This is a genomic window from Bacillus sp. Bwzl_19 (genome assembly GCF_054900515.1).
In genome coordinates this window covers 1,079,054-1,103,075 of the sequence record NZ_CM142729.1, presented here as the reverse complement: position 1 = coordinate 1,103,075, position 24,022 = coordinate 1,079,054, and the positions used below count along the sequence as shown (strand labels likewise).

Annotated in this window: 20 protein-coding genes and 1 riboswitch; of the genes, 9 read left to right on the top strand and 11 right to left on the bottom strand. The window is 48.6% G+C overall.

Going from position 1 to position 24,022, the window contains the following annotated elements:
• Positions 1-37 precede the first annotated feature (37 nt).
• Positions 38-889 carry a DegV family protein gene (locus tag ACW5MY_RS05760; protein ID WP_013351792.1) on the top strand — a complete coding sequence of 284 codons (852 nt, stop codon included), beginning with the start codon at positions 38-40 and terminating at the stop codon, positions 887-889.
• Between the two features lie 88 nt (positions 890-977).
• Here ACW5MY_RS05760 and ACW5MY_RS05755 read toward each other — a convergent pair whose 3' ends face one another.
• The 4 genes from ACW5MY_RS05755 to ACW5MY_RS05740 form a co-directional block, all read right to left on the bottom strand.
• Positions 978-2,288, bottom strand: coding sequence for a cytochrome P450 (locus ACW5MY_RS05755; RefSeq protein WP_013351791.1), 1,311 nt, complete (start codon positions 2,286-2,288; stop codon positions 978-980).
• A gap of 132 nt (positions 2,289-2,420) precedes the next feature.
• On the bottom strand, positions 2,421-4,070 hold the full coding sequence (locus ACW5MY_RS05750) for a methyl-accepting chemotaxis protein (protein WP_038462709.1): 1,650 nt from the start codon (positions 4,068-4,070) through the stop codon (positions 2,421-2,423).
• 2 nt (positions 4,071-4,072) lie between these two features.
• The gene (locus ACW5MY_RS05745; RefSeq protein ID WP_013351789.1) at positions 4,073-5,047 is read right to left on the bottom strand and encodes a BMP family lipoprotein; all 975 of its coding nucleotides are present in this window, start codon (positions 5,045-5,047) and stop codon (positions 4,073-4,075) included.
• A gap of 175 nt (positions 5,048-5,222) precedes the next feature.
• Positions 5,223-6,119: a CvfB family protein gene (locus ACW5MY_RS05740; RefSeq protein WP_289394456.1), complete on the bottom strand. Its 897-nt coding sequence runs from the start codon at positions 6,117-6,119 to the stop codon at positions 5,223-5,225.
• A 99-nt stretch (positions 6,120-6,218) separates the two neighbouring features.
• Between ACW5MY_RS05740 and ACW5MY_RS05735 the strand changes: the two genes are divergently transcribed.
• The 4 genes from ACW5MY_RS05735 to ACW5MY_RS05720 all read left to right on the top strand — a co-directional run bounded on the left by ACW5MY_RS05735 (position 6,219) and on the right by ACW5MY_RS05720 (position 10,255).
• On the top strand, positions 6,219-6,710 hold the full coding sequence (locus ACW5MY_RS05735; protein ID WP_289394280.1) for a YajQ family cyclic di-GMP-binding protein: 492 nt from the start codon (positions 6,219-6,221) through the stop codon (positions 6,708-6,710).
• Positions 6,711-6,810: 100 nt separating this feature from the next.
• Positions 6,811-6,933, top strand: a riboswitch (SAM riboswitch).
• 89 nt (positions 6,934-7,022) lie between these two features.
• Positions 7,023-8,864, top strand: a complete 1,842-nt coding sequence (locus tag ACW5MY_RS05730) for a bifunctional homocysteine S-methyltransferase/methylenetetrahydrofolate reductase (RefSeq protein WP_289394279.1) — start codon at positions 7,023-7,025, stop codon at positions 8,862-8,864.
• An 84-nt stretch (positions 8,865-8,948) separates the two neighbouring features.
• Complete coding sequence (locus tag ACW5MY_RS05725; RefSeq protein ID WP_013351785.1) at positions 8,949-9,389, top strand: GNAT family N-acetyltransferase; 441 nt, start codon at positions 8,949-8,951, stop codon at positions 9,387-9,389.
• Positions 9,390-9,628: 239 nt separating this feature from the next.
• Positions 9,629-10,255 carry a pentapeptide repeat-containing protein gene (locus ACW5MY_RS05720; protein WP_013351784.1) on the top strand — a complete coding sequence of 209 codons (627 nt, stop codon included), beginning with the start codon at positions 9,629-9,631 and terminating at the stop codon, positions 10,253-10,255.
• Positions 10,256-10,264: 9 nt separating this feature from the next.
• Here ACW5MY_RS05720 and pdxR read toward each other — a convergent pair whose 3' ends face one another.
• Positions 10,265-11,710 (bottom strand): MocR-like pyridoxine biosynthesis transcription factor PdxR, encoded by a 1,446-nt coding sequence (pdxR, locus tag ACW5MY_RS05715; protein ID WP_014470017.1) that lies wholly within the window; start codon positions 11,708-11,710, stop codon positions 10,265-10,267.
• A 125-nt stretch (positions 11,711-11,835) separates the two neighbouring features.
• On the opposite strand from pdxR, the gene ACW5MY_RS05710 reads away from it, so the two are divergent.
• Complete coding sequence (locus ACW5MY_RS05710) at positions 11,836-12,444, top strand: LysE/ArgO family amino acid transporter (RefSeq protein WP_289394455.1); 609 nt, start codon at positions 11,836-11,838, stop codon at positions 12,442-12,444.
• Positions 12,445-12,499: 55 nt separating this feature from the next.
• Positions 12,500-13,012: a DinB family protein gene (locus ACW5MY_RS05705; protein WP_038462705.1), complete on the top strand. Its 513-nt coding sequence runs from the start codon at positions 12,500-12,502 to the stop codon at positions 13,010-13,012.
• Positions 13,013-13,038: 26 nt separating this feature from the next.
• Here the strand turns inward: ACW5MY_RS05705 and iolG are convergent, their stop codons facing one another.
• The 3 genes from iolG to ACW5MY_RS05690 form a co-directional block, all read right to left on the bottom strand.
• Positions 13,039-14,070, bottom strand: coding sequence for an inositol 2-dehydrogenase (iolG, locus tag ACW5MY_RS05700; protein WP_013351780.1), 1,032 nt, complete (start codon positions 14,068-14,070; stop codon positions 13,039-13,041).
• Between the two features lie 236 nt (positions 14,071-14,306).
• Complete coding sequence (locus ACW5MY_RS05695; RefSeq protein ID WP_013351779.1) at positions 14,307-15,332, bottom strand: LacI family DNA-binding transcriptional regulator; 1,026 nt, start codon at positions 15,330-15,332, stop codon at positions 14,307-14,309.
• Positions 15,333-15,367: 35 nt separating this feature from the next.
• The gene (locus ACW5MY_RS05690; RefSeq protein WP_013351778.1) at positions 15,368-16,231 is read right to left on the bottom strand and encodes an AraC family transcriptional regulator; all 864 of its coding nucleotides are present in this window, start codon (positions 16,229-16,231) and stop codon (positions 15,368-15,370) included.
• 122 nt (positions 16,232-16,353) lie between these two features.
• Between ACW5MY_RS05690 and ACW5MY_RS05685 the strand changes: the two genes are divergently transcribed.
• A complete protein-coding gene (locus ACW5MY_RS05685; protein WP_289394274.1) occupies positions 16,354-17,721 on the top strand; it encodes an MATE family efflux transporter in 1,368 nt (455 codons plus the stop codon).
• A 35-nt stretch (positions 17,722-17,756) separates the two neighbouring features.
• On the opposite strand, the gene ACW5MY_RS05680 is transcribed toward ACW5MY_RS05685, so the two are convergent.
• Both ACW5MY_RS05680 and asnB read right to left on the bottom strand, forming a co-directional pair.
• Positions 17,757-18,500, bottom strand: a complete 744-nt coding sequence (locus ACW5MY_RS05680) for a squalene/phytoene synthase family protein (protein WP_013351776.1) — start codon at positions 18,498-18,500, stop codon at positions 17,757-17,759.
• Between the two features lie 84 nt (positions 18,501-18,584).
• The gene (asnB, locus tag ACW5MY_RS05675; RefSeq protein WP_013351775.1) at positions 18,585-20,426 is read right to left on the bottom strand and encodes an asparagine synthase (glutamine-hydrolyzing); all 1,842 of its coding nucleotides are present in this window, start codon (positions 20,424-20,426) and stop codon (positions 18,585-18,587) included.
• A 172-nt stretch (positions 20,427-20,598) separates the two neighbouring features.
• Between asnB and ACW5MY_RS05670 the strand changes: the two genes are divergently transcribed.
• The gene (locus tag ACW5MY_RS05670) at positions 20,599-21,141 is read left to right on the top strand and encodes a DUF2777 family protein (protein WP_013351774.1); all 543 of its coding nucleotides are present in this window, start codon (positions 20,599-20,601) and stop codon (positions 21,139-21,141) included.
• Positions 21,142-21,179: 38 nt separating this feature from the next.
• Here ACW5MY_RS05670 and ACW5MY_RS05665 read toward each other — a convergent pair whose 3' ends face one another.
• Positions 21,180-23,855: a peptidase S8 gene (locus ACW5MY_RS05665; RefSeq protein ID WP_013351773.1), complete on the bottom strand. Its 2,676-nt coding sequence runs from the start codon at positions 23,853-23,855 to the stop codon at positions 21,180-21,182.
• Positions 23,856-24,022 lie beyond the last annotated feature (167 nt).

Sequence of the window (24,022 nt, the reverse complement as noted above, 5' to 3'; positions counted from 1 at the left end):
GGCATCACTCTCACCAATTGGAAAGAAGGGAATTATGATGACAGTTCACCTTATTGCTGACAGCGCCTCTGACCTGCCGAAATCTTTCATTGAAGAAAATCGGATCGGGTTCATTCCGCTGCACGTAACACTTGACGGAAACGAATATGAGGACACGGTCACCATTCAGGCGGATCATATATTTCAAGCGATGCGGGATGGGAAAGTTCCGAAAACATCCCAGGCATCGCCGGACACGATAAAAAAAGTATTTTTACATTACGCGGAACTGGGAGAACCGGCGATTTACATCGCCTTTTCATCAGGTCTTTCCGGCACCTATCAGACGGCCGTAATGGTCGCCAATGAAATCAAAGAGGAATTTCCCGATTTTGATTTACGGATTGTTGATTCCAAATGCGCTTCTTTAGGCTGCGGTCTCGCCGTGATGTACGCGCAGACACTCTGTGTTAACGGAAATACAATACAAGAAATCGAAACATCTGTAAAGAGCTTTTGCGCCCGGATGAAACATATATTTACGGTCGATGATGTCGCTTATCTTGCGCGGGGCGGCAGGATTTCTAAAACGTCCGCTTTTGTCGGCGGGCTTTTGAACATCAAACCGATTCTGCATGTGGATGACGGCAGACTCGTGCCGCTCGAAAAATTGCGCGGACAGAAGAAACTGTTTAAACGGATTCTAGAAATGATGAAGGAAGAAAGCGGCGATTGGGCGGATCAAACTGTCGGAATCAGCTATGCCGATAACGAAGATACCGCTCTCAGCATGAAACAGCAGATCGAAGAAGCGTTCCATCCGAAAGAGGTCATTCTTCATTCAATCGGATCAGCCATCGGCGCTCATTCCGGACCGGGGACGCTTGCGATTTTTTTCCTGAAGCCATAATTTCCAATGCCGGCGGGCATCCTAACGAAAAGAAGGGAGGCTTTCCGCATGAAAGACGATGACAAAAAACCGCTTGATAATAACGCCCTTAATCAGAAAAAGAACCGGCTTGCCGAAAAAAACCGCCAGGCAGGCAAGAAACAGGAATCGAAAAAACCCGATCACCTATAATCACAAATCCGCTTTCAGGCAATGCCGGCATTCTGGACAGGCTGAAGCTCAAATCTTGGGGCGGAACATCGTATTCTATTTCATTAGTAAGAAACGCTAGGGAAGCTTTCATGACTTCCACGGTCATTCCTTCACCCGGACAGCGGTGGCCGTCAGCCGGATCACCTCCGCCCTGGGGAATGAAATCAAATTTATTTTCCTCCCGTCCCTGAAAACGTTCCGGGCGGAATTCATTCGGATTCTCCCAAAGCCGGGAATCATGGTTTGTTCCATATAGGTCAAGCATGACGGATGCACCCTTTTTAAACTCACAGTTCTTCCATACGAAATCTTTTTTCACAACGGCTCCTAAAAACGGGGCGAACGGGTAATACCGCCGAACTTCATGTACAAATCTTTCGGCCTCCTGATCATCTCCCGACCTCAGCTTGTCCCGATACTCAGGGTGGTCATGCAATGCCAGAGCTGAAAACGCAATGAAGTAAGAAATGGCGGCAATCGGGCGCAGAACATTAATAAGCTCAACAGCAGCCATGTGAGAATCGAGCCTGCTCCCGTCAAGTTCTGTATGAACAGCCATTTCATACAAGGCTGAGCCCTCCGGCGTTTGCAGCTTGCCGGACCGCACATCCTCAATGACCTCCTCTACCCATTTCTCCGTTTTCGGCCTCGCCCTTCTGCCTTTCCAATGACGCGGTCCGACAGCGCCGAATGCGTCTACCATATCGGTGAAATCCTCCGCCCGCTCTTTCACTTCCGAGTCTTTCAGCGGAACGCCGGCCCACTCACAGGCAGCCCGGCACAGCACTTTTTTCGCTTCATCAAAAAGGACAATTCGGTCTGCACCCTCCCACTTTTCCGCAGATGCTTTCCACTGTTTTGCCACCGCTTCCGCAAGCCGTTTTTGCCGGGGAGGTGTCATCAGCGACATAAATAGGAGCTTCCTGTGCTTATGCCGTTCACCGTCCATTGACTGGATTGCCCCTGTTCCGAATAACGTTTTCTGCACCCGTTTGGGGAGGGCTTGCTGGCGCTGAAATCGTTCTGTGTCATAAAAAAGCTTTGCGGCTTCCGCTCCGCTCATACAAATGAATGTCTTCCCTAATAATCGGGCGCGAAACACATCTGAGCGATAATTCTCCGCTCTGTTTTTCACAAATACATATCCATCGCGTAATAAAGCCAGACTATTATCAAGACCCTTTTCATGCGGAATTTGTTCAGTCATCCCGATTCCTCCCTTCTTTTTTCACCTTTCACGAAAAAGAATAAATGTAAAAACTTGTATATTCAGTATTTGTGTTTCATTCAGAAGTTACTCATGTCAGGCTGCAAAAATCAGGGGCGGGGCAAAAGCCTATTACAATGTAAAACGGCGGACCTGATCATTTAACCGTTCTGTCAGACTGCGCAAGGCATTGACACTTTGTGTCATGTTTTTAAAGGATGACAGCTGCTCCAAGGCTGAGGCTGAAATTTCTTCGCTTCCGGCGGCAGTTTCCTGAACGACGGCGCTGATGCTTTCGGCATGCTGCAGCACTTGCTCACCAAGCTGTTTCGATTCGCGGATCTGCCCGTCTAAGTGAGAAAGCTCCGCCTTAATGTGCGCGGCTTTCTGTTCGATATGGGCGAATGATTCTGACGTTTTCTCCATTAGCTCCTGCTGTCTGTCCCCTAAAGCGACGCCGGTCGTAACAGCGCCGGTAATAGATGTGATGCCGCCTTCAATTTGCTTTACCATATCGAAAATCTGCGCGGTTGCTTTGGCTGATCCGTCTGCCAGCTTCCGTATTTCCTCGGCAACGACGGCAAATCCTTTCCCGGCCTCTCCTGCTCTGGCCGCTTCGATCGCCGCATTTAATGACAGCAGATTGGTCTGACCCGCAATGTCAGAAACGGTCTGGGCCATCATACTGATGCCTGCCGCGTGTTTTATGAACAGATCAGCGGCTTTTGAGATTTCTTTTGACGTTTCATTGCTTTTGTCAATCGCTTGTTTTGTTTCTGCCAAAGCACTTCGGCCTGCAGCCACCGCTGAAATGGTGTCCTCGCTGCTTGCAGTGGTCTGTTTTGAGCGCTCGGCATTCGCTTTTGCGTGCTCATCCATTTTTTCAATAAATAACACCGCATGCTGCAAGTCTTCTGAAATGGTTTGTGAGCCCTTTGCCATTTCTTCCGTTGATACGGACACCTGCTCGGTCATTTCCGTGAGTGTCTGGTTTTCTTTCGTCAGGCCTTCTGCAAATGTTTCCACTTCGCGGCCGACCTCTCCGATCGCCTTGATTAAGGTGCGGAGCTGTTCTGTCATGATTCCGAATGAATCATTCAGCTCTTTCAGCTCGTCTTTTCCTTTGTAGTCGAGTTTTTCAACAGCCAGGTTTCCGCCGGCGATCTGCCGCGCGTTTTCGGCCATCAGGCGGATCGGCCCGGCAATTTTCTTTGTCAGCCTGACGGATGAGAGCACGGTAACGGCAAGGAGCACGATTGTTAACACCGCTGCGCTGTAAACAATAAATTGAATTTGATCGGCCGTTTGTTTCTGCATCTGTTCATAACGGCTGCGGCTTTCAAGATTGAGCATGTAAATGTCATTCAGCAGACCGTTGATGCGGGCCGCCGTCCTTGTCGCTTCGGCCGGACTCTTTGTATTCAGGGCCGCAGCAGCCTCCGTCTGCCATGTTTCATATTTTTTGGCGAGCTTTTCATAGGCGGCTTTTCCCGCCGGGTCAGTCATTGTTTTTTGTAGCGCGTTCAGCCGGTCGGAGCTGTTTTTCATATAGGTGCGAACGCTCTCTTTCTGGGCATCGGCGAGTGTGTAGGAATAGCTTGTGATGCTTTCTTTCAATGTATTGAGTTCAGCTTTCGCCGCCTGAACGCTTAACAGCGCTTCGACCTCATCTTCATTTGAGGCTTGAATCTTCATCATGTTTACGATCGTAAAACCGATGACAGCGGCAAAGCATATCATCGTCACGGCCGCGTTAACGAGAAGTCTGGTCCGTAATGTCACGCTCATTCCCCTCCCTTTTCGATCAGCTTGCTTTTCATATCAGCGATTTTTTTTGTCAGCTCATCTGAATTCTTCACGATTCTGATCTGGGCTAAGTCCATGCCATTTTCCTTTAATCCATAAACGATTTGGCCGTTTTTGATTTGCTTTCCGTTTTTTAAATCTTTGGCCAGCTCGTAAATCACATGGTCAACGTTTTTCACTAAAGAGGAGATAACGGCGTGTTCGGCAGTGTAATATTGGTCGCTGTCCACACCGATCGCGTATATCTTTTCGGCCTCCGCTTCCTTCAGCGCGCCGACACCCGTAAAACCGGCCGCCGTAAACAGGACATCGGCTTTCTGATGAATCATTCGTTTGGCGATCTGCTGCCCAAGCTTGTCATTATCAAACGATCCGCTGATTTCAGACAGTACACGAATATTTGGTTTGATTGATTTCGCCCCTTCCACATAGCCTTTTTTAAACCGTTTAATGACGTCGGCATCTGAGCCGCCGATAAATCCGATCGTGCCAGTTTTTGTTGTCAGGGCCGCCAGTGCTCCTGCTAAATAGCTTCCCTCATCTTCTTTAAAGGTAACGGAGGTGACGTTTTTCAGTTCTGACACTGAATCAATCAGCACAAACTGCTGGTTCGGATATTTTTTAGCGACCTTTTCTAAATCCGGCTGCATGCTGTAGCCGAGTGCCACAACAAGATCATTTCCTTCTTTTACAAGTTGAGTCAGTCCTTTTTCATATGTACCGGTATCCTTTATTTCTCTGTAGTCAAATGTGATGCCGAGCTCGTCTCTTGCTTTCATTAAGCCTTGAAAACCAGAATCATTAAAGGACTGGTCGCCAAGTCCGTTGTCCGTCAGCATCATCCCGATTTTTTTCGCCTCACGGCCGGCCGTTTCGTCTGATTGGCTGTTTGCACATCCGGCCGCACCGAGTGCGATCAGCAGAACAGCCGCAAATATCACCATTTTTTTCATTGAAACTCTCCTTTGCGGTTTTTTCTATATATCGGTCTGCGTGTCAGAATATTTTATTTCAATAAAATATTTATTTTTTTGAAAACAAACATGAAAACAAAGAAAATCAGGAATATTGTGGTTTTGAAGGAAATAAAAAACATCGGTTTTGTTCACCGATGTTTTTGCAGAAAATTTATTGTTTTTCGTATGTCCAGCCGTCTTCCTGATATACCTTGCCGTTTTTCATCAGGTGGCCGAGCGCCCGCTTAAAGGCGGCTTTGCTTAAATTGAACCGTTCGCGAATATCGTCAGGATGGCTTTTGTCTCCGTATGGCATCGCGCCGTTTCTTGATCTCAGATAGGTCAAAATCTCTTCAGCGTCAACAGAAAGCGCGTCCTGCTTTCTCGGCAGCAGCGACATGTTGACAGAGCCGTCTTCCTTCACCTCGATGACACGCCCTGTCACACGGCTGCCGAGTCTCGGCTCTTCTTTTCTTTCCGAAGAGTGAATAAACCCGCGGATGCCTTCATCTGTAATAATGAAAGAGCCTGATGCAATCAGCCTGTACACCGTTCCCGTCAGTTCTTTATTCATCATCTCTTCGCCTGCATCTGTAAATAATTCGCTGATGATGTCCTCCGGCGCCGGCTTGGCAAACATGCGCCCGCGGTTTGTCACCTTAAGCATGCAATACAGTCTGTCGCCTTTTTGCGGCCAGACGGATTTATACGGGGGCAGATGCTCCGTTGCGACGAGCGCGTCTTTTGACAGACCGACGTCGACGAATACGCCCATATCCTCCACTTGATCCGTCACTTCCACCCATCCGTAATCATAAAAGCTGATGAGCGGCTTTTTCATCGTCGCCGCGAGCCTTTCCTGATGGTCGACGTAAATAAATACGTCCACTTCATCTCTGTCTTCGATATCCTCTGTGATTTCACTGTTATGTAAAAGAACCGTATCCTCGCCGTCAGTTAAAAAATAACCGAAATCGGTTTGGTGATCTATACTAAGCGTGAGCTGCTGCCCTGGTCTCATGTTATCGTCCTTCCTGCTTCGCCCGTATGAGGCTGATGTTTTTCCCATTTTTTCCAATTCACACAAATTCATGCTTTATGCTGTTGGACATTTCTCTTTATTCTACTATAATCAACTCATAAGTGAAATGTTATAGGAGGTTTTCTCATGGCAAAAGAAAGTTCTTTTAATATCGTATCAAAAGTTGAATTTCCCGAAGTTCAGAATGCGATTCAGATGACGCTGAAAGAAATCGGCACGCGCTATGACTTTAAAGGATCTAAAAGCGATGTGAGTTTAGAAAAGGAAGAACTTGTCCTGATTTCAGATGACGAGTTTAAATTGAATCAGCTCAAAGATGTGCTGAGCGGCAAGCTGATCAAACGGGATGTGCCGACGAAAAACATTGAATACGGCAAAATTGAAAATGCCTCGGGAGGCACAGTGCGCCAGCGCGCGAAGCTTGTACAGGGCATTGATAAAGACAACGCAAAAAAAATCAATGCAGTGATTAAAAACTCCGGCTTGAAAGTAAAGTCGCAGATTCAGGACGACCAAGTGCGCGTCACCGGAAAAAATAAAGATGATCTGCAGCAGATTATTGCAGCCGTCCGCGGTGCAGACCTGCCGATTGATGTTCAATTTATTAATTTTAGATAAATTATGTGATTCCTATTGATTATTGTCTCTATTTTCGGTAAATTTGGAGAAAGGGATTTTCACAGTTAAGTTTTGGAAACCCATGACAATTAAATGAACGTTCTTATCAAGAGAAGCCGAGGGACTGGCCCGACGACGCTTCAGCAACCGGTGTAATGGTTTACCCAAACCATGACCAAGGTGCTAAATCCAGCAAGCTAATAAACAGCTTGGAAGATAAGAAGAGAGACAAATGATCACAAAGTCTTCTTCTTAAGAAGACTTTTTTTATTTCTCTTTTTTCCTTGCTGAATGTGATGAAGGAGGCAAACAATGGGACTATTACAAGACTTGGAAGAACGGATATTAATCGGGGACGGCGCGATGGGCACTCTCCTTTATTCCTACGGCATTGACAGATGTTTTGAGGAACTGAACGTCTCAAAGCCCGAGGAAATCAAGCGGATACATAAGGCTTACGTGGAAGCCGGGGCAGACATCGTTCAAACAAACACGTACGGCGCGAATTTTATTAAGCTCTCAAGATACGGACTTGAAGATGACACGAAAAGAATCAATCAGGAGGCGGTCAGAATCGCGCGCGCTTCCTCAGACGGCGCTTATGTTTTGGGAACGATGGGCGGCATCCGCACCTTCAACAAAAACGCCTACAGCCTTGAGGAGATTAAACGCAGCTTTCGGGAGCAGCTTTATTTACTGCTTCACGAGGAGCCGGACGGCCTGCTCTTGGAAACATACTATGATTTAGAAGAAGCGCGCGAAGTGCTGAAGATCGCCAGAAAAGAAACGGAACTCCCGATCATGCTGAACGTTTCCATGCACGAACAGGGCGTGCTGCAGGACGGAACACCGCTTCGGGAAGCGCTCAGATCAATTGCCGGCCTCGGCGCTGATATAACGGGAATCAATTGCCGGCTCGGCCCGTACCACATGATTGAAGCCCTTACCGAAGTGCCTATTTTCCGTGACGCTTATTTATCGGTCTATCCGAACAGCAGCCTTCCGTCTTTAGAAGGAGGCCGGCTTGTTTATGATACGGACGATGCCTATTTCCGGGAGAGCGCCATACAATTCCGCACTCAGGGCGCGCGCATTATCGGAGGCTGCTGCGGCACAACGCCCAACCACATCAGAGCCATGGCTGATGCGGTCCACGGACTTTCACCCGTTACTGATAAAGAAGTGAAAATCAGACGGGAAGAAGAAGTCATCTCAGTCCGGGATGAACGGACCGATCCGGGTTTAGACGAAATCGCCGCGCAAAAACGGTCAATCATCGTAGAGCTTGATCCGCCGAAAAAATTGAATTTTGGCAAATTTCTGAAAGCGGCGGCTGAATTAAAGGAAACCGGCATAGAAGCGCTGACGCTCGCCGACAATTCATTGGCGACACCGAGGATCAGCAATGCAGCCTGCGGTTCATTACTGAAAGAGCGCCTTGATATCCGTTCTCTCGTCCACATTACATGCAGAGACCGCAATATCATCGGCCTTCAGTCACATTTAATGGGGCTGGATACGCTCGGGCTCACCGACATTTTAGCCATCACGGGCGATCCTTCAAAAATCGGCGACTTTCCGGGAGCTACCTCCGTCTATGATTTGACGTCCTTTGACTTGATCAGGCTGATTAAGCAATTCAACGAGGGCATTTCTTTATCAGGGAAACCGCTCGGCAAGAAAACGAACTTTTCCGTAGCCGGGGCATTCAATCCGAATGTCCGCCATCTTGATAAGGCGGTAAAACGGCTGGAGAAAAAAATCGAGTGCGGAGCCGACTACTTCGTGTCTCAGCCTGTTTACTCAGAGCAGCAGCTCATTGACATTCATCATGAAACGAAGCATCTCAAAACGCCGGTGTATATCGGCATTATGCCGTTAACGAGCAGCCGCAACGCAGAGTTCATTCATCATGAAATACCGGGCATTAAGCTGTCAGACAGCATCCGGGAAAAAATGGCGCAGGCCGGTGAAGATAAGCGGAAGCAGAAAGCCGAGGGCCTTGCCATCGCCAAGTCGCTTCTTGACACGGCGTGCGAACTGTTTAACGGAATCTATTTAATCACCCCGTTTCTCCGTTCTGATTTGACGTCAGAACTCGCAGCTTATATTAAGCAAAAGGATGAAAAACGGGCTGATGTATATTTGCATTGATGTGAAAACAAGCCGCCTGATATGACAGGCGGCTTTTTCATGGTACGATACAGAAAAAGAATCAAGCAAAGGAGGATTTTTTTTATGGTTGAAGTAAAACCCATCACCGCAGAAGACACGTACGCGATCAGACACAGCGTGCTGCGCCCCCATCAGACGATAGAGGATTGTAAATATGATCAGGACAGCGTAAAAGGAGCTTTTCATCTCGGAGGTTTTTACGACGGACAATTGATCAGCATCGCTTCTTTCTATCCGCAGTCTCAGCAGGCATTAAAAGCTGAGCCCGCCTACCAGCTGCGCGGCATGGCGACGCTTGAGGAATACCGGACACAAAAAGCGGGAAGCACATTAATCGCCTATGCAGAACGGAAACTGGCCGATATGGGGGCGGCGCTTGTCTGGTGCAACGCCAGATATCACGTGAAAGGATATTACGAAAAGCTCGGCTGGACAAGCATCGGCAGCCCCTTTGACATACCCGGCATCGGCCCGCATGTGATCATGTATAAAGAACTCGCTTGAAACAGACAAAAGCCCTTGGCGTCTCTTATAAGGGCTTTGTTTTGTTATTTTTAGCGTTAAGCGAATCCGTACATCACGTCCCACTCCCCATGCTTTTTTAAGCGCCGCTATTGACGCTCTCCCGCTTTTTTATTACCCTTTGTTCATTAAGCAACAAGCAATTCGGCAAGGACGGCAGGTGTGAAACGATATCTGTCAATTGCTGATTTCAGCTATTTTTTAAGAAAAGGGAGTAAAAGATGAATACGATCCAAAAACCGAAAATCCCGAAAGAATTGCCGGTGCTTTCTTTCACCAAAGCGCTTCAGGACGAACAGATCAAAGATGTCATAATTGAAAACGAAATCATAAGCGGAAAACTGCACAGCCTGCGCGCTGAAAAAGTCATATTCAGAAACATGGTTTTTACAGATGTCTCTTTCAGACATATGGAATGTACGGATGTTCTGTTTGAAAAATGTGATCTCTCAAACGCTGATTTCAGCGGAAGCATCATCCATAGAACGGTCTTTCAGCATTCAAAACTTCTCGGCCTGAACTTGGCGGATTCCGCTATGCGCAATGTGCGGTTTGAAGACTGCCTCGCAAATTACAGCTCGTTCAGCTATTCCAATATGAAGCATGTCCGGTTTGACACGTGCGCTCTTTTAGAAAGCGAGTGGAATGATGCCGCCCTTGAACACACAGAACTTAACGCATGTGATCTGAACGGCGCAAACTTCATCGGCACGTCCCTTTTTAACATGGATATCAGTACGTGCACATTTGATCACCTGCACGTCTCACTTGATAAGCTGAAAGGATGCCGCATCTCTCCGGCGCAGGCCGTTACATTCGCAGAAGCGCTCGGAGCCATCGTGACGTAATCCCCTGAACTACAAAACGAAACGGCGGGCGATGTCCGCTATCGTTTGAATGCCTTTTTCCAAGTCCGGCAAGGATGCGTACGAATAGGAAAGACGCAGACTTTGCCGGTCTTCGGGAAGGTAAAGAGCTCCCGGATTGATCAGCACGCCGGCCTCCAGTGCACGGGTGAAAAACGTTTGAACGGCGAACGCTTTATGAAAGGTGACCCAAATATAAAAGCCTCCCTCCGGTACATGCCACTCCGCAATATCTCCCGCGTATTTCTCAAGAAAATGCAATGCCGCATCTCTCCTGATTTTGAGTTCCTTTCTGAGACGCAAGAGACGCGTTTCATAGCGGCCGTTTGACAGCCATTGGCATGCCGCCCATTGAGATAACGCGCTGGAGCCGTAATCCGTCTGCATTTTAATATCGGCAAGCCTGTCTGCAACCGGCTCAGGGGCGACGGCCCATCCGATGCGCAGACCCGGGCTTACGGTTTTTGACAGCGTGCCGATATACAGCACGTTTCCCTCACCGTCCATAGATTTCAACGGAGGCGGCGGTTCTTTATCGATCCATAAATCACCGTACGCGTCATCTTCAATGACAGGCAGGCGTTGATTTCTTGCGAGCGCGATAAGATCTTTCCGCCGCTTATATGACATCACCGTTCCCGTCGGATTTTGAAATGACGGAATGGTGTACAGCAGCCCTGCTTCGTATTGCCATCCGTAAGCGGGAAGGTGATCCGTTTTGATTCCGTTCTCATCCATCGGCACCCCCTTAAGCCTGATGCCGGCTGATTGAAACACACGCAGGGAATGAAGATACGACGGATTTTCAGTCAGCATGACGGAGTTTGGTTTTAACAGCCCGATTGAAATGAGCTGAAGCGCCTGCAGCGCCCCTGAGACGATTAAGATGGATGCCGGAGACGCGTAAATGCCCTTTGTTTTTAAATGTTCCGAGACGCATTGCCGAAGCTTCAAGCTGCCCTTCGGTTCCTCATAGCCGAGCGCAAAGATTTCAGTCCCCGCTTCACGGAACAGTTCGGCCATCTCTTGCTCAGGAAGCAGCTCCGAACTCAGCTCACCCGTTCCCAGCCGAATCAGATCCGGACGCGGCTCGTTTTGATTAATGGCCTGAATCAAGGCTGAATTCGGCTGATGACTTCCCGATGTAACGTATGTGCTCCAATCAAGGGGCTTAGCCGCTGCCATGACGCTCCACGTATTGTTGACGACTTTTGTGCCTCCCCCGCTTTTTCCTTCCAGAAGACCTTGTGCGATCAACTCATCAATTGCTGCCGTCACTGTGCTTCGATTGACTTGAAGCTCCTCAGCCAGCTTTCTTTGTGAGGGGATTTTCGTACCGATCGTCCATTCCCCGTGAAGTATTTTTTCTTTCATATGCTGTTCGATCTGGAGATAAAGCGGTATGTATGACTCCCGATCCGGACGCCAGCTCTTCATACGGCACCCCTCCTTTTTTACTTATTATACATTTGGCTGGTTCAGATACCAACCAAATGGCCGGAGACATCAGCACACGATCCGTCTACAATGAGATTCAGCTGATGATTGGAGGAATTTATGATATGAATGCCATTTTTCACGGAGTGATGCTCGCTTTCGGCCTTATCTTGCCATTAGGCGCGCAAAACGTATTTATTTTTCAGCAGGGAGCCTGGCAGAAACATGTGTGGCAGGCGTTCCCCGCAGTGATAGCCGCCGCGGTATGCGATACGATTCTCATCACCGTCGCCGTCGCAGGCGTGTCAGTGATTATTGCGGAGATTCCTGTCTTCCGGACTGTCATGCTTATTTGCGGCTTTTTGTTTCTCAGTTTTTTAGGCTGGCAGACTTGGCGAAGCAAGCCGCAGGCCGAACAGGCGAAAAAAACGGTTTTCACGGCAAAAAAACAGGCAGCCATGGCAGCCGTGGTGTCCCTTTTGAACCCCCATGCGATCTTGGATACCGTCAGTGTCATCGGCACGAGCTCCGCCGCCTACCCGGGAATTGATAAATGGCTGTTTGCCGGTGCTTGTATTGCGGTTTCCTGGGTTTGGTTCGCCGGACTGGCATTTGCGGGACGGCTCGTCCAAACGGCGGATTCGGGCGGCCGGCTGCTCGGCATCCTGAATAAATGCTCGGCATTGGTGATGTGGGGGGCGGCTGTTTATTTTGCGGCGCTTTTGCTCCGATAAAAAGGAGTTCCGGCAAGTCATGTTGAATGTACCGAAGGGAAAAGGGGGAATTGGAATGTCAGAGATTCTAAAGCTGCATCACTACCACAGGTGGGCGAATGAGCAAGTCATTCAGCACCTGAAGACCATGCCCGCGGCAAGCTTACAGCAGGAACTGAAAAGTGTTTTCCCGACCGTGAACGCCGTGCTTGTGCATATATGCCGGGCCGATTACATCTGGCTTCACGTGCTTTACGGAGAAACTTACGAACAAATCGTCTCGCGATTTGATCAATTTGAAAAGCTTGGCGGAGATTTGGGGGCGATTGAACATAGAATGACAGAGCAGTACGAAGATTACAGCCGATTTTTAAAAGTACTGGAGAATCCAGAAGGTCCGATCTCTATTTCTCACCCGCGCCTGGGAACGCTGAAGACGACATATGCAGATGTGATCCGGCATGTTGTGAATCACGGCACATACCATCGCGGCAACATAAGCGCGATGCTTCATCAAATGGGATATAAAGGCGTGCCGACTGACTACATTTTTTTTCAGACGAATCATAAAAAAGCAAAGGCATGCTGAGCCTTTGCTTTTTCTCTTCGAATCTATCACAACCCGGCATAGCTGGAAGCGCCCGGGGTAAGCTTTACAGCCCTTCCGGTTTTAAAAGATTCCGTCGCGGCGATCCCGATTTCTAAGTTAATCGCTGCATCAACGTCTGTCACAATCGGAGTTTCCCCTTTTTTCACACATTCGGCAAAGTGCTCAAGCTCCAGACGATATGCGTCTTTAAAGCGGGCTTGAAAATCCGGGATAATTTCGTAGCTGCTGCCAGACTGCGTTAAAACGGTAACATGGCTTTTCCGCAGCGTACCGACTAAAATGCTTCCCGTCGTGCCGATAATTTCGGCGCGGATGTCATGGCCGTACGGAGAATTTCGGCTTGCCTCCACATCGCCGGCCGCGCCTGAGTCAAACTCAAGATACGTTAACGCCTGATCAACATCGCCGCATTCCTCCATGAACGGGTGCTTTAAAATTCTCCCGTGCCCGCTGACGGACGTAACCTCGGCATTCATGAGATATCTCGCGATGTCGTAATCATGAATGGAACAGTCAATGAAAAGCCCTCCGCTATGTTTGATAAATTCAGCGGGCGGTGCGCCTTGATCTCTCGTAAACCCTTTATAATAAATGGGGTTGCCGATTTCTCCGGCGTCAATTCTTCTTTTCGCGTCGGCGTAAGCCGGGTCAAACCGCCTCATAAACCCGACCTGGCAGATGACGCCCGTTTCTTCGATTTTTTTCATGACTTCTTTAGATTCCTCAAGACTAAGGGTCAGCGGCTTTTCAACAAAGATGTGCTTTCCGTTTTCAGCGGCCTTGGTAATCATTTCCGCATGTGTGCTTGTCGGGGTGACAATGATGACGGCGTCAATCGCCTCATCTTCCAGCAGATCATTCGGATTTTCCGTCCATTTGGCGATTCCTAATTCTTTCGCACACGCTTCCGCCTTCCCCTTCATTGGGTCACAGACGGCCGCAAGCTCGGCTCCCCGAACTTCGCTGACTAAATGCTTTGCATGAAAAAATCCTAATCGCCCTAATCCCAGCACCGCACATCTGATTTGATCTGTCATATATCTCCGCTCCTTTTACCTTGAGGCCGCATGCCGCGTTAAAGCAAGCGGTTTCTCTTATTAAACTTGCTTTTTTTCATCTATCATTCTTTCATAATCATCATTGAAAAAGCGCTTTATTTATAATGTAAGCTGATTGCTTATTTTGTTTTGCGCAAGCGCTTTCCCAAAAGCTGATTTTATTTTACAATGCTTTTCACTCGTTTGACAATGTTTTTCACAGAAAAAAACGCGCCTCATTGCTGCGGGCGCGTTTTTGCCGGTGCCGTAGACTGCCTGATGACAAGTTCCGGAGATAAAACAATTTTACTTTTTGCTTTTTTCTTCCCTTGAATCTCATCAATGAGAAGTTCAACGACGCGCCTCCCCATTTCGCGGATAGGCTGGGAAATCGTCGTGAGCGGAGGAGCCGTCATCTCAGCGAGAATGGTATTGTCAAAGCCGATGACGGACAAGTCTTCCGGCACCCGAATGCCCCGGGAGCGCGCAGCCTGTATTGCCGCGCACGATAACACATCATTAAAAGCGAAAACGGCGGTCGGAAGGTCTCTGTCAAACAGCTCGGCCGCTGCCTGTTTTCCGCTTTCCAGCGAATATTCCGTCGGAATGATGAGCGATTCATCGAGTGTCATCCCCGCTTGACGCATCGCTTTTTGAAAACCTTTGATTCTGTCTCTTTCACCCGTGGTCGAGCCGTTGCCGACGATACAGGCGATCTTTTTATGGCCTAAAGATATAAGGTGTTGAGCCGCCGTATAGCCGCCGAGAAAATCATCGATAATGACGACGTCCATCGGCGCGAGCGGTTTATCCTGAGTGATCATCGCAAGCGGGGTGCCTGATTTCACAATATCATCAAGCGCCGTGACGCTGTCATCATGATCAAGCCCCGTCGCGAAAATAATGCCGTCCGCCTGCTTCTGCCGCAGCATGGAGAAATACTTCGTTTCTTTTTCAGGCTGGTAATCCGTGCTGCAGATAATGATATGAAACCCAAGGACACCGGCACTGTCTTCAATGCTTTTCGCCAGTTCCCCGAAAAACGGATTTGAAATATCCGGGGTGATCAGGCCGATCATATTCGTCTTTTTGCCCGTCAAAGCGGATGCGTGAACATTCGGATGATAGTCCATCTCCTCCATGACACGGAGCACCATCCGCCGTGTTTTGTCACTGATCCTCCCCGTGTTGTTGATGACCCGCGAGACGGTCGAAATGGAGACGCCCGCCTTTTCGGCCACATCGTAAATTGTCATTTTCATGCTTACTAATCCCTCTTCTGTTCTCTGGTTTTAGGTCAGTCCGTTTTCCTGCTTACGAATTTGCGGTATTCAAGCGGCGTAATGCCTTCAATCTGTTTGAACAGTTTAGAAAAATAGGTCGGGTCCTCCATGCCGATGGCGTCTGCGATTGCCCCCATTTTGTCATTTGTGGCGGACAAAAGACGCTTCGCCTCCGTCATTCTGACTTTGTTCGTATACTGGCCGGGCGTAACGCCGAGCACCTGCTGCATACAGCGGGTCACGTAGTCTTGGTTGTAATGAAGAGCCGAAGAGAGCGCTTTGATGGTGGTTTTCTCCTGATAGTGCTCCTGCAGATACCGGGCGGCCTCCCATGCGACTCTTTCCTTTGCGGACGGTATTTGGAACGCTTCCTTTTGAAGATGAAGCAGCAGCTCTTCAAACAGAATCTGCTTTCTGAGCGGCAGATCGGAGTTCTCTGCGCTGTCATCAGTCAGGACGCTGAATTGCCCGGCCATAAACTGCGGGCGCCTCACCTTACCTTTTTGCGGCAGGGACAGGCGGTAGCGGGCCGGCTCTTCAAAGCTGCCTTTTTTCCGCCTCAGCTCCGCCCAGTTATTCCCGGTTGTTTCCGTCACCTCATATGCCGTTCCCTCAAAATGAAGCCACGAATAGGATGTCGTTTCTTCACTTCCTTTTGTCCCGTAATGTTCAAGGCCAGGAGAAAGCAGAATATATTCTCCGGCTTCTACGGAAAAGGCGTTTTCGTCTTCTGTAATGTAGAGGACGCCTTTTTTCACATACAGCAGATCAAACACCGGGAAGACCCGTCTCACATGGGTTTCGCCTTTTTTGAACGTCCCTTCTCCCGCAGCGATAAAGACCGGGAACGGAGGGACTGTGAACTCGAGAAAGGACATATTTTCGGCCCTCCTTTTTAAGTCGGATTTTTGCAAGAAGTTTCGTTTCTCTCCCTTTTTATTATAAGAAAATGGAGGTACACTTTTAAACGTTGATTTTGTCAGGAAAGGGGTTAAAAGAAATGAAACAAGCGATTTTAAAACGGACTGCATTCAAACAATCCTCTGATCACAAACTCTCATTATACGCGCTGACTTGGCCGATATTTATTGAGGTTTCATTATATATGTTTATGGGAAACGCCGACACTCTTATGCTTAGCCAATACTCTGACAACAGTGTGGCGGCCGTGGGTGTCAGCAATCAGATTTTAAATTTAATTATCGTGATGTTCAGCTTTATCGCAACGGGCACGACAATTGTGATTTCGCAGTTTTTAGGTTCTAAGCAGAAAAAAGAGGCGCAGGAAGTGGCTTATGTTTCGATAGGAGCGAACTTTGTCATCAGTCTCGCCATCAGCGCCGCCGTGTTTTTCGCGGCCGTTCCGATGCTTCATGTTATGGGTCTTTCCAATGAATTGATGCCCGATGCCAAAGTCTTTTTACAGGTGGTCGGCGGGCTGTCATTCATTCAGGCCCTGATTATGACGTTCAGCGCCATTTTAAAAAGCTACGGTCATACGAAGGATACGATGTTCGTTACGATCGGGATGAATATTTTAAATATCGCCGGAAACTTTCTTGTCATCTTCGGACCGCTCGGCCTGCCGGTGTTAGGCGTCGCCGGGGTTGCGATGTCAACGTCCATCGCGCGGATCATCGGGTTAGTTGCTATGATTGTAATCGTCAAAAAACGCATCGGACTCGGTCTGACATGGAAAAAGATCTTTCACGTTCATAAAGAGCACTTGCGGAAACTATTGAAAATCGGGATTCCGTCTGCCGGCGAACAGCTGTCTTATAACATTTCACAAATGGTTGTCACTTATTTTATCGCCATCATGGGCGCCCAGGCGCTCACAACAAAGGTTTATACACAAAACATCACGATGTTTATCCTGCTGTTCGGAACGGCGATCAGCCAGGGCACACAGATTTTGATCGGCAGATATATCGGCGCCAAACAGTTTGACGACGCTTATGACCGCTGCATGAAAAGTCTGTGCTGGGCGCTTGGCATTGCCGCTTTGACATCCGTTATCATGACCTTGTTTTCAAAGCAGCTGATCGGAATTTTCACAAGCAGCCCTGACATTATTACGACGGCGAGCATGCTGATTGCCATGACGATCATTCTTGAGCCCGGCCGTTCATTTAATGTCATTATCATCAACTCGCTCCGGGCCGCCGGAGATGCAAAATTCCCCGTCTATATGGCGATGATCTCCATGTGGGGCATCGGTCTGCCTCTCGCTTATCTGTTCGGCATCCATTTCGGATTGGGGCTTATGGGCATCTGGATTTCATTTATCGCGGATGAATGGGTCAGAGGCATTCTCATGTACAGAAGATGGAAGTCGCGGATTTGGATTCAAAAAGGGATTGCATAAACGCCCGAAGCTTCGTTGTGAAGCCGGGCGTTTTTTTATGCCTGTGTAAGCCGCTTTCTCATGTCATCGAGCTCTGACCGGTAATGTGCCAGCAAACCGGTAACGGCCGGCCTTGAGTATAACGGAAACAGCTCCAGCTCTTCAGACGCCTCTTCGAAATACGCCTCGGCTTCGAAAGTGATATACTCCCATACATTCATAAAAGCTTTGTTGATGGTATGTCTCTCCAGCTCTTCTTCCGTATAGCCGAATTGTTCCATCACCTGACGCGGAAGACGCTTTTTCATCCGCTCATCCGTATGAATCCCAGTGAGAACCCGGGTCAGCTGAACGGCGGCTCCTAATGAAACAGCAGCATGGCGGAGCTTCTCTTGATTTCGGCGCGCGCAAACCGGCAGCAGAAGCAGACCGAGCGCTCCGCCTGTTTGGCCCGCGTACATCAGCAGGTCATCAAACTCTTGATAGGTCTCTTTTTCTCTGTCAGACCTTTGGCCGGCGATAAACTCACAGAACGGCTCTTCTTCCAGCCCAAATTGCTGCCGCACGTCGGCGAGCGCCTCCCACAAAAAGCCTTCGGGGCTTGTCCCGTTCAAAACGTCTTGTGCCGCCTGTTCAAATCCCTCAAATTCCTGAACATCCGCAAGCTTCTCAGCTTCATGAAACAAAGCAAGCACAGCCCATGCGGCCTGCCTGTTTTTTGGCGGCAGGGATGAAAAAGTTTGTTTATATAAAGGAAAATGCGCCTCGGCAAGCTGCGCGCATGTTTCGTATTCGGTCATGGTATCACTCCTCTGTTTTTTAGTGTACCATATGTTTCACAATAAAAAGACCGATATCCTCAGCGGAAACCGGTCGCGGCACTGTTATTCTTCTATATCAATGCGGTACGCCTCAAACCATGTATGGATTTGGGCAAGATGGGCGATCAGCTGCGGGCCTTTCATCAGCTGGCCGAACCATGGAACCTGAAAAGATGAACCCTCTGTTTCCAGCAGCATCTCCAGTTTTTTTCTGTCGAGCAGGGTGTGAAGCACGGAATCTTTTTGTTGTAAAATCGTTTTCAGCCACTCTGTAACTCCTTGCGTGTATTTCGGGTGATGCGTTTTCGGATAAGGACTTTTTTTGCGGTACAAAATGTCTTCCGGAAGCAATCCTTCAAGCGCCTTCCGCAAAATGCCTTTTTCCCGGCTGCCATGCATTTTCATTTCCCAAGGGATATTCCAAACGTATTCCACGAGTCTGTGGTCGGCGAACGGCACCCGCACTTCAAGACTTGCACCCATACTCATGCGGTCTTTGCGGTCCAGCAGATTTGTCATAAACCAAAGCATATTTAAGTAGAACAGCTGCCGTCTCGCTTTGTCTGTTCCCGTCTCACCGTCTAACAGCGGTGTTTCCGCAATGGTTTCTTCATATCTCGCATTCACGTATTCTCTTAAGTTCAGGCGTTTTTGCCATTTTTCGTCCAAGAGGGTGATTCTCTCCTCAGTGGATCTCATCCAAGGAAATCCGTCTTCTTCCGCCGCGGTATGAAACCACGGATATCCCCCGAAAATTTCGTCCGCGCATTCTCCGGAAAGACTCACGACAAAATCTTTTTTTATCTCACGGCAGAACCACAACAGCGAGGAATCAACATCAGCCATGCCCGGCAGATCTCTGACGAGAACGGATTCCTCCAGATGTTCAACCAGCTGATCCTGTGTAATTACGCACTGATGGTGCTGTGTGCCGAATGCATTTGTCATTTTATCGATCCACGGGCCGTCATCATTCGGCTGAAAGGCGCTCGCTTTAAAAAATTTGCTGTTCTCCTCATAATCAATTGAATAAGTATGGAGGGGATCTCTGCCTTCTTTCTCAAAATGAGCGGCGGCTATCGCGGTAATCGCGCTCGAATCAAGCCCCCCTGACAAAAATGTGCAGACCGGCACGTCAGATACGAGCTGGCGCGTCACCGCATCCTGAAATAAGTACCGAATATGAGCGGCGGTTTCATCGAAGCTGTCTGTATGCTTTTCGCTCTTTACATTCCAATAACGCCAGATGGACAAACCGTCCTTAGAAAAAGTAAACGCATGAGCGGGACGCACTTCGTGAATTCCTTTAAAAACCCCGCAGCCCGGTGTTCTGGACGGCCCGAGTCCGAAAACTTCCGAAAGTCCGCTGCTGTCTGTGCGGGCTTTCACATCAGGATGAGCAAGGATGGCTTTCAATTCTGATCCAAACAGAAAGGAAGAACCGTGTTCTTTATAAAAAAACGGTTTGACGCCGAGCCGGTCTCGCGCCCCAAACAGGCGCTCCCGCTTTTCATCCCAGATGGCAAAAGCGAAAATACCGTTCAAGCGGTGAACGCACTCCTCCCGCCACTCAATATAGCTGTGCAGCAGCACTTCTGTGTCAGAGGTCCGTTCAAAACGGTGGCCTCTCGCCTGCAGCTCTTTCCGCAATTCTTCCGTGTTATACAGCTCGCCATTATAAATGATGGTGTACGTTTCCTCTTGATGCGTGCAGGCCATCGGCTGGCGGCCGCCTTCAATATCAACGACCGAAAGTCTTTTATGTCCGAATAAAACATGGGGCTCTCCCCAGACGTTTGAATCATCAGGCCCTCGTTTTGAAAGAGTGTCTATCATATTGTTCATAATATGTTTCTCTTGGACGAGCTGCTTTTGAAAATCGACCCAACCCGCAATTCCACACATGTGATATCAGCTCCAATCCCGTTTCTGTCGGTATCAAATTCATTTCTATCAGCACTTTACCCAGTTTATGCAAAGAAACGCAGATAGTTGATTTGTCCCACTAAGAGTTGTATGAGACAAGCCTGATTTGGAAAGAACGGAAGAGAAGATCAAACAAAGGAGCCTCGTGGTTATGAAACGAAAACAGCTTTTCTCAGAAAAAAACAAATGGGGGCGCGGCACTCTGATGATAGAGGACGGCATCTGCCTCGTCGAAAACGATGAGGGCGATATTCTGCTTGCAGACAGTCTCGGAAACGCCGCCGTATTGATGAAACGTGACGGCAGATGGCAGCCGGCCCGGATTCACGGCGGTACGGCCGAAATCGGCGCAGACACCATCGCTCTCTTCGGCGGAGAAGAGATCCGTTATGAAAAGGCGGTAAAACGGCCGCTTTTAGCCCTGCTGGATTCGCTGGACGATGAAACGTTTCTGCTGTTTCTCAGCCATCTGCACGGGTTCGGCCTGTCTGTATATGATTGCGTATTTTCCTACAATCAGTCGCTGTTTTCCGGTGAAGGCGTCTCGTTTTATCATTTCTCGGCGGATGATGCCCAATGCGCCCTGCAGCATCACCGCGGCGGCTCGGGTAAACATGACAGATTTGAATGGACGGCATCTGACGGGCGGCGCTCAATTATGTATTCAGCGGCAAAGCACGGCGGAACAGCGTAAAAAACAGGCGGCGCCCTTTAAAAGGCACCGCCTGTTTTTTATTTTACAACCGTTACTTTAACCGCTTTGCTTTCTTGTTTATCCGTGTCGGCAGCCGTCACATAAAGCACGGTGCCTGCTTTTTGCTTTTTGATTTTGACGGAGAACGCGCCTTTTTGATCCGCTTTCTGCGTCGCGATCACTTTTTTCGCTTTATCTTTGACGGTGATTTTTGCTTGGCTGTTCGCTTTTCCTTTAACCGCCGTATCTTTTGCTGTCACTTTACTGACCTTCGGCGTGCCGGACGGGGTCCCTTTGGCTACGACAAGCGTGACAGATGTTTTTGCGTCATCTTTAGAAGCTTTCACGTGTAAAACGGTGTCTTTTTTCTGCATCGGGATATTTACTTTAAACTTGCCGTCTTTACCTGCTTTGGCGCTTCCGATCTTTTTCTTGCCGTTCATCACTTCAAGGACCGTGCCCTCTTTCGCTTTTCCTCTGACAGCCGTCTGTGTGCTTTCAAGCTTGTTGATCTCCAGCCCTAAATCAACTGCGCTGACAGCCTTCATAATATTCAGGCGGCCGTGGCCGGAATGCCAGTCAACTCCCGGAATGACGGGAATCGGGATCGGGTCGCCATTGTCATCATACAGCTCTTCTTCCTTGCCGTCCTCGCTTTTAAACGAGATATCGTCTGCGGTCTGCTTTAATTTCGCTTCGACTTCATTCGGTTTAAGCTTCGGATTTTGAGAGAGCACTAAACCCGCGGCAGCCGCAACATGCGGGGCAGCCATTGACGTGCCGCTCATATATGTGACGTTTCCGTTCGGGACAAGACTCGGGATATCAGAGCCGGGCGCCGTCAAGTCAAGCCCTTTTCCATAGTTTGAGAAGTCAGAGGTCATATCCATCCGGTTGCTTGCACCGACTGAGATGACATACTTTGATGATGCCGGGTAGGAAAGTTCGTTCTGAGCTTCATTTCCGCTGGCCGCGGCGATGACAACATTTTTGGACGCCGCGTATTTCAGAGCGTATTCAAGCACTCGGCTGTATGCTCCCCCAAGGCTCAGGTTAATGACTTTTGCGCCTTTGTCGGCTGCATATTTGATGCCGAGGGCGATTTGCTCTGTATCTCCCGAACCTGTTGAATCAAGCACTTTCACGGGAATAATGCCCGCATTGCTGTTTAAACCCGCCATTGAATAGCCGTTATCTCGTTTGGCGGCGATAATTCCGGCAACATGGGTTCCGTGCCCTTGATCATCCAAGGCGCTGTTTGATCTGTCTACAAAATTGCGGCCGAGATCAGTCCTTACCTTTCCTTTCAAATCGGCAAGCGTGCTGTCTACGCCTGTATCAACGACGGCAATGAGCGTGTCAGTAAGCTTTCGCTTCGACAGCAGAGCAGACGCCTGATCAAATTTCACATCGGCTCCCTTGACGCCGCCGTCCGCTCCGCTGTTTTTCAGCGACCATTGATAAGGATACTGGATGTCGGCCGAGAGGCTTTTGTATTCACGCACCGGTTCTGCAAATTCTACAGCCGGCAGTTTGGACAGTGACGATGCCGTTTCTTTTACCCGCTTGGCACTCATCGTGTAAGCGCCGTTCTGGTCTTTCGGCATGTCTAGGGAATAAATACTGTCAAACAGTTTTTCTGCCTGCTTGATGCGGGACATGTCTTTTTTAGATTGCGCGCTTGCTTTAAGACCTGCCGCTTCTTTTGTGACCGCGGCAAGGCTTTTGTTATTTTTCAATTTAAAAATGACTTTCCCGGTCTGAAGCTTGCTTTTTGCAGCAAGATGGTTTTCTGTTAAAAACGCTCCGGCTGTTTTGCCTTTCAGGCTGTGAATGCCGAGTTTATCCGCCTTTTGCTCCAGCTCTTTTTTTATATATGACGGTACTGACTGAAGTACGGCGGCGTATAACCGTTCAATCGCCTTTTGGTCTTGCGCGGTCACCGTGTATGCGGAATCCGCGCCGTTTTCAGCCGTATCGCTGAACATCGGCTTCAGTGTTTTAAGATCCTGATACATTTCATCTCTTGCTTTTTTACTGAATACGAGCTTTGCCGCCATAAACGGAGCGGTTTTGTAATATAATTTTGACAACTCTTTGCCAGTCGGGGTTTGATTGAGCTCTTGATCACGGATCGTCCGCAAATCTTTTAAAATACCGGCTCCCTCTTTTTTCTGGCTGACACTCATTTCAACAGGGCAGGACTCCTCTTCTTCCAAATCTGCCGGCCCAAGCGACGTTCCTTCATAGCCGATGGTGTATTGCGCTTTTTCCGCATTTTCATTCTGAGCGCCTTCATCTTCGGGCTCTTCACCCAGATACTCTACTTTTATATAGTAGGGGCCTTCCCAGGCATGCGGAATATTGATTTCAATTTTTCCTTGGTCCGTGTAAGAGCGGTACATATCAAAGGTGTCATCACTGAGGGCTTTCTCTTTGCTGGGGTAAACGGATACATTTAAGAAAGATTGACTTCTTACAGTTAATGCCATGTGCGAATCTTGTTTCACTTCATCTTTTCCGGGCGTGATTGTATACCAGACTGATTGTTCCGGCTTATCAATGGTGCCGGACTGTTCTTTCCCCTTTGCCAAGGCTTTCGTCTGGCCGATTTGTTCCTCCGCTGACACTTCAGAAAACGGAGCGGCGAGGCTCAGCACTAGAACCGCTGACAAAACGGCTGCCCAAAAAGATGCAAATCTCCTTCGTCTCATCTCAAATCCCCCTATCTTTTGATTCTCTTGAAGAGTAGCATACTGAAAGAGAAACAGATACCTAAAAAAGGAATATTTAAGCTGAAATTAAAATACATGGAAATAGGCGCCGAATATAAAAATTTATGTCCAAATAAAAAAACCCGGATCGTATCCGGGTTTTCAAG

What these genes read in the sequence shown, in the direction of transcription:
- ACW5MY_RS05695 (WP_013351779.1), bottom strand. Translation starts at nt 15,332, where the DNA reads ATGAAAATGACAATTTACGATGTGGCCGAAAAGGCGGGCGTCTCCATT.
- ACW5MY_RS05690 (WP_013351778.1), bottom strand. Translation starts at nt 16,231, where the DNA reads ATGTCCTTTCTCGAGTTCACAGTCCCTCCGTTCCCGGTCTTTATCGCT.
- ACW5MY_RS05730 (WP_289394279.1), top strand. Translation starts at nt 7,023, where the DNA reads ATGGGACTATTACAAGACTTGGAAGAACGGATATTAATCGGGGACGGC.
- ACW5MY_RS05680 (WP_013351776.1), bottom strand. Translation starts at nt 18,500, where the DNA reads ATGACCGAATACGAAACATGCGCGCAGCTTGCCGAGGCGCATTTTCCT.
- iolG (WP_013351780.1), bottom strand. Translation starts at nt 14,070, where the DNA reads ATGACAGATCAAATCAGATGTGCGGTGCTGGGATTAGGGCGATTAGGA.
- ACW5MY_RS05710 (WP_289394455.1), top strand. Translation starts at nt 11,836, where the DNA reads ATGAATGCCATTTTTCACGGAGTGATGCTCGCTTTCGGCCTTATCTTG.
- ACW5MY_RS05755 (WP_013351791.1), bottom strand. Translation starts at nt 2,288, where the DNA reads ATGACTGAACAAATTCCGCATGAAAAGGGTCTTGATAATAGTCTGGCT.
- ACW5MY_RS05705 (WP_038462705.1), top strand. Translation starts at nt 12,500, where the DNA reads ATGTCAGAGATTCTAAAGCTGCATCACTACCACAGGTGGGCGAATGAG.
- ACW5MY_RS05725 (WP_013351785.1), top strand. Translation starts at nt 8,949, where the DNA reads ATGGTTGAAGTAAAACCCATCACCGCAGAAGACACGTACGCGATCAGA.
- ACW5MY_RS05760 (WP_013351792.1), top strand. Translation starts at nt 38, where the DNA reads ATGACAGTTCACCTTATTGCTGACAGCGCCTCTGACCTGCCGAAATCT.
- ACW5MY_RS05665 (WP_013351773.1), bottom strand. Translation starts at nt 23,855, where the DNA reads ATGAGACGAAGGAGATTTGCATCTTTTTGGGCAGCCGTTTTGTCAGCG.
- ACW5MY_RS05685 (WP_289394274.1), top strand. Translation starts at nt 16,354, where the DNA reads ATGAAACAAGCGATTTTAAAACGGACTGCATTCAAACAATCCTCTGAT.
- asnB (WP_013351775.1), bottom strand. Translation starts at nt 20,426, where the DNA reads ATGTGTGGAATTGCGGGTTGGGTCGATTTTCAAAAGCAGCTCGTCCAA.
- ACW5MY_RS05670 (WP_013351774.1), top strand. Translation starts at nt 20,599, where the DNA reads ATGAAACGAAAACAGCTTTTCTCAGAAAAAAACAAATGGGGGCGCGGC.
- ACW5MY_RS05740 (WP_289394456.1), bottom strand. Translation starts at nt 6,119, where the DNA reads ATGGGAAAAACATCAGCCTCATACGGGCGAAGCAGGAAGGACGATAAC.
- pdxR (WP_014470017.1), bottom strand. Translation starts at nt 11,710, where the DNA reads ATGAAGAGCTGGCGTCCGGATCGGGAGTCATACATACCGCTTTATCTC.
- ACW5MY_RS05745 (WP_013351789.1), bottom strand. Translation starts at nt 5,047, where the DNA reads ATGAAAAAAATGGTGATATTTGCGGCTGTTCTGCTGATCGCACTCGGT.
- ACW5MY_RS05735 (WP_289394280.1), top strand. Translation starts at nt 6,219, where the DNA reads ATGGCAAAAGAAAGTTCTTTTAATATCGTATCAAAAGTTGAATTTCCC.
- ACW5MY_RS05720 (WP_013351784.1), top strand. Translation starts at nt 9,629, where the DNA reads ATGAATACGATCCAAAAACCGAAAATCCCGAAAGAATTGCCGGTGCTT.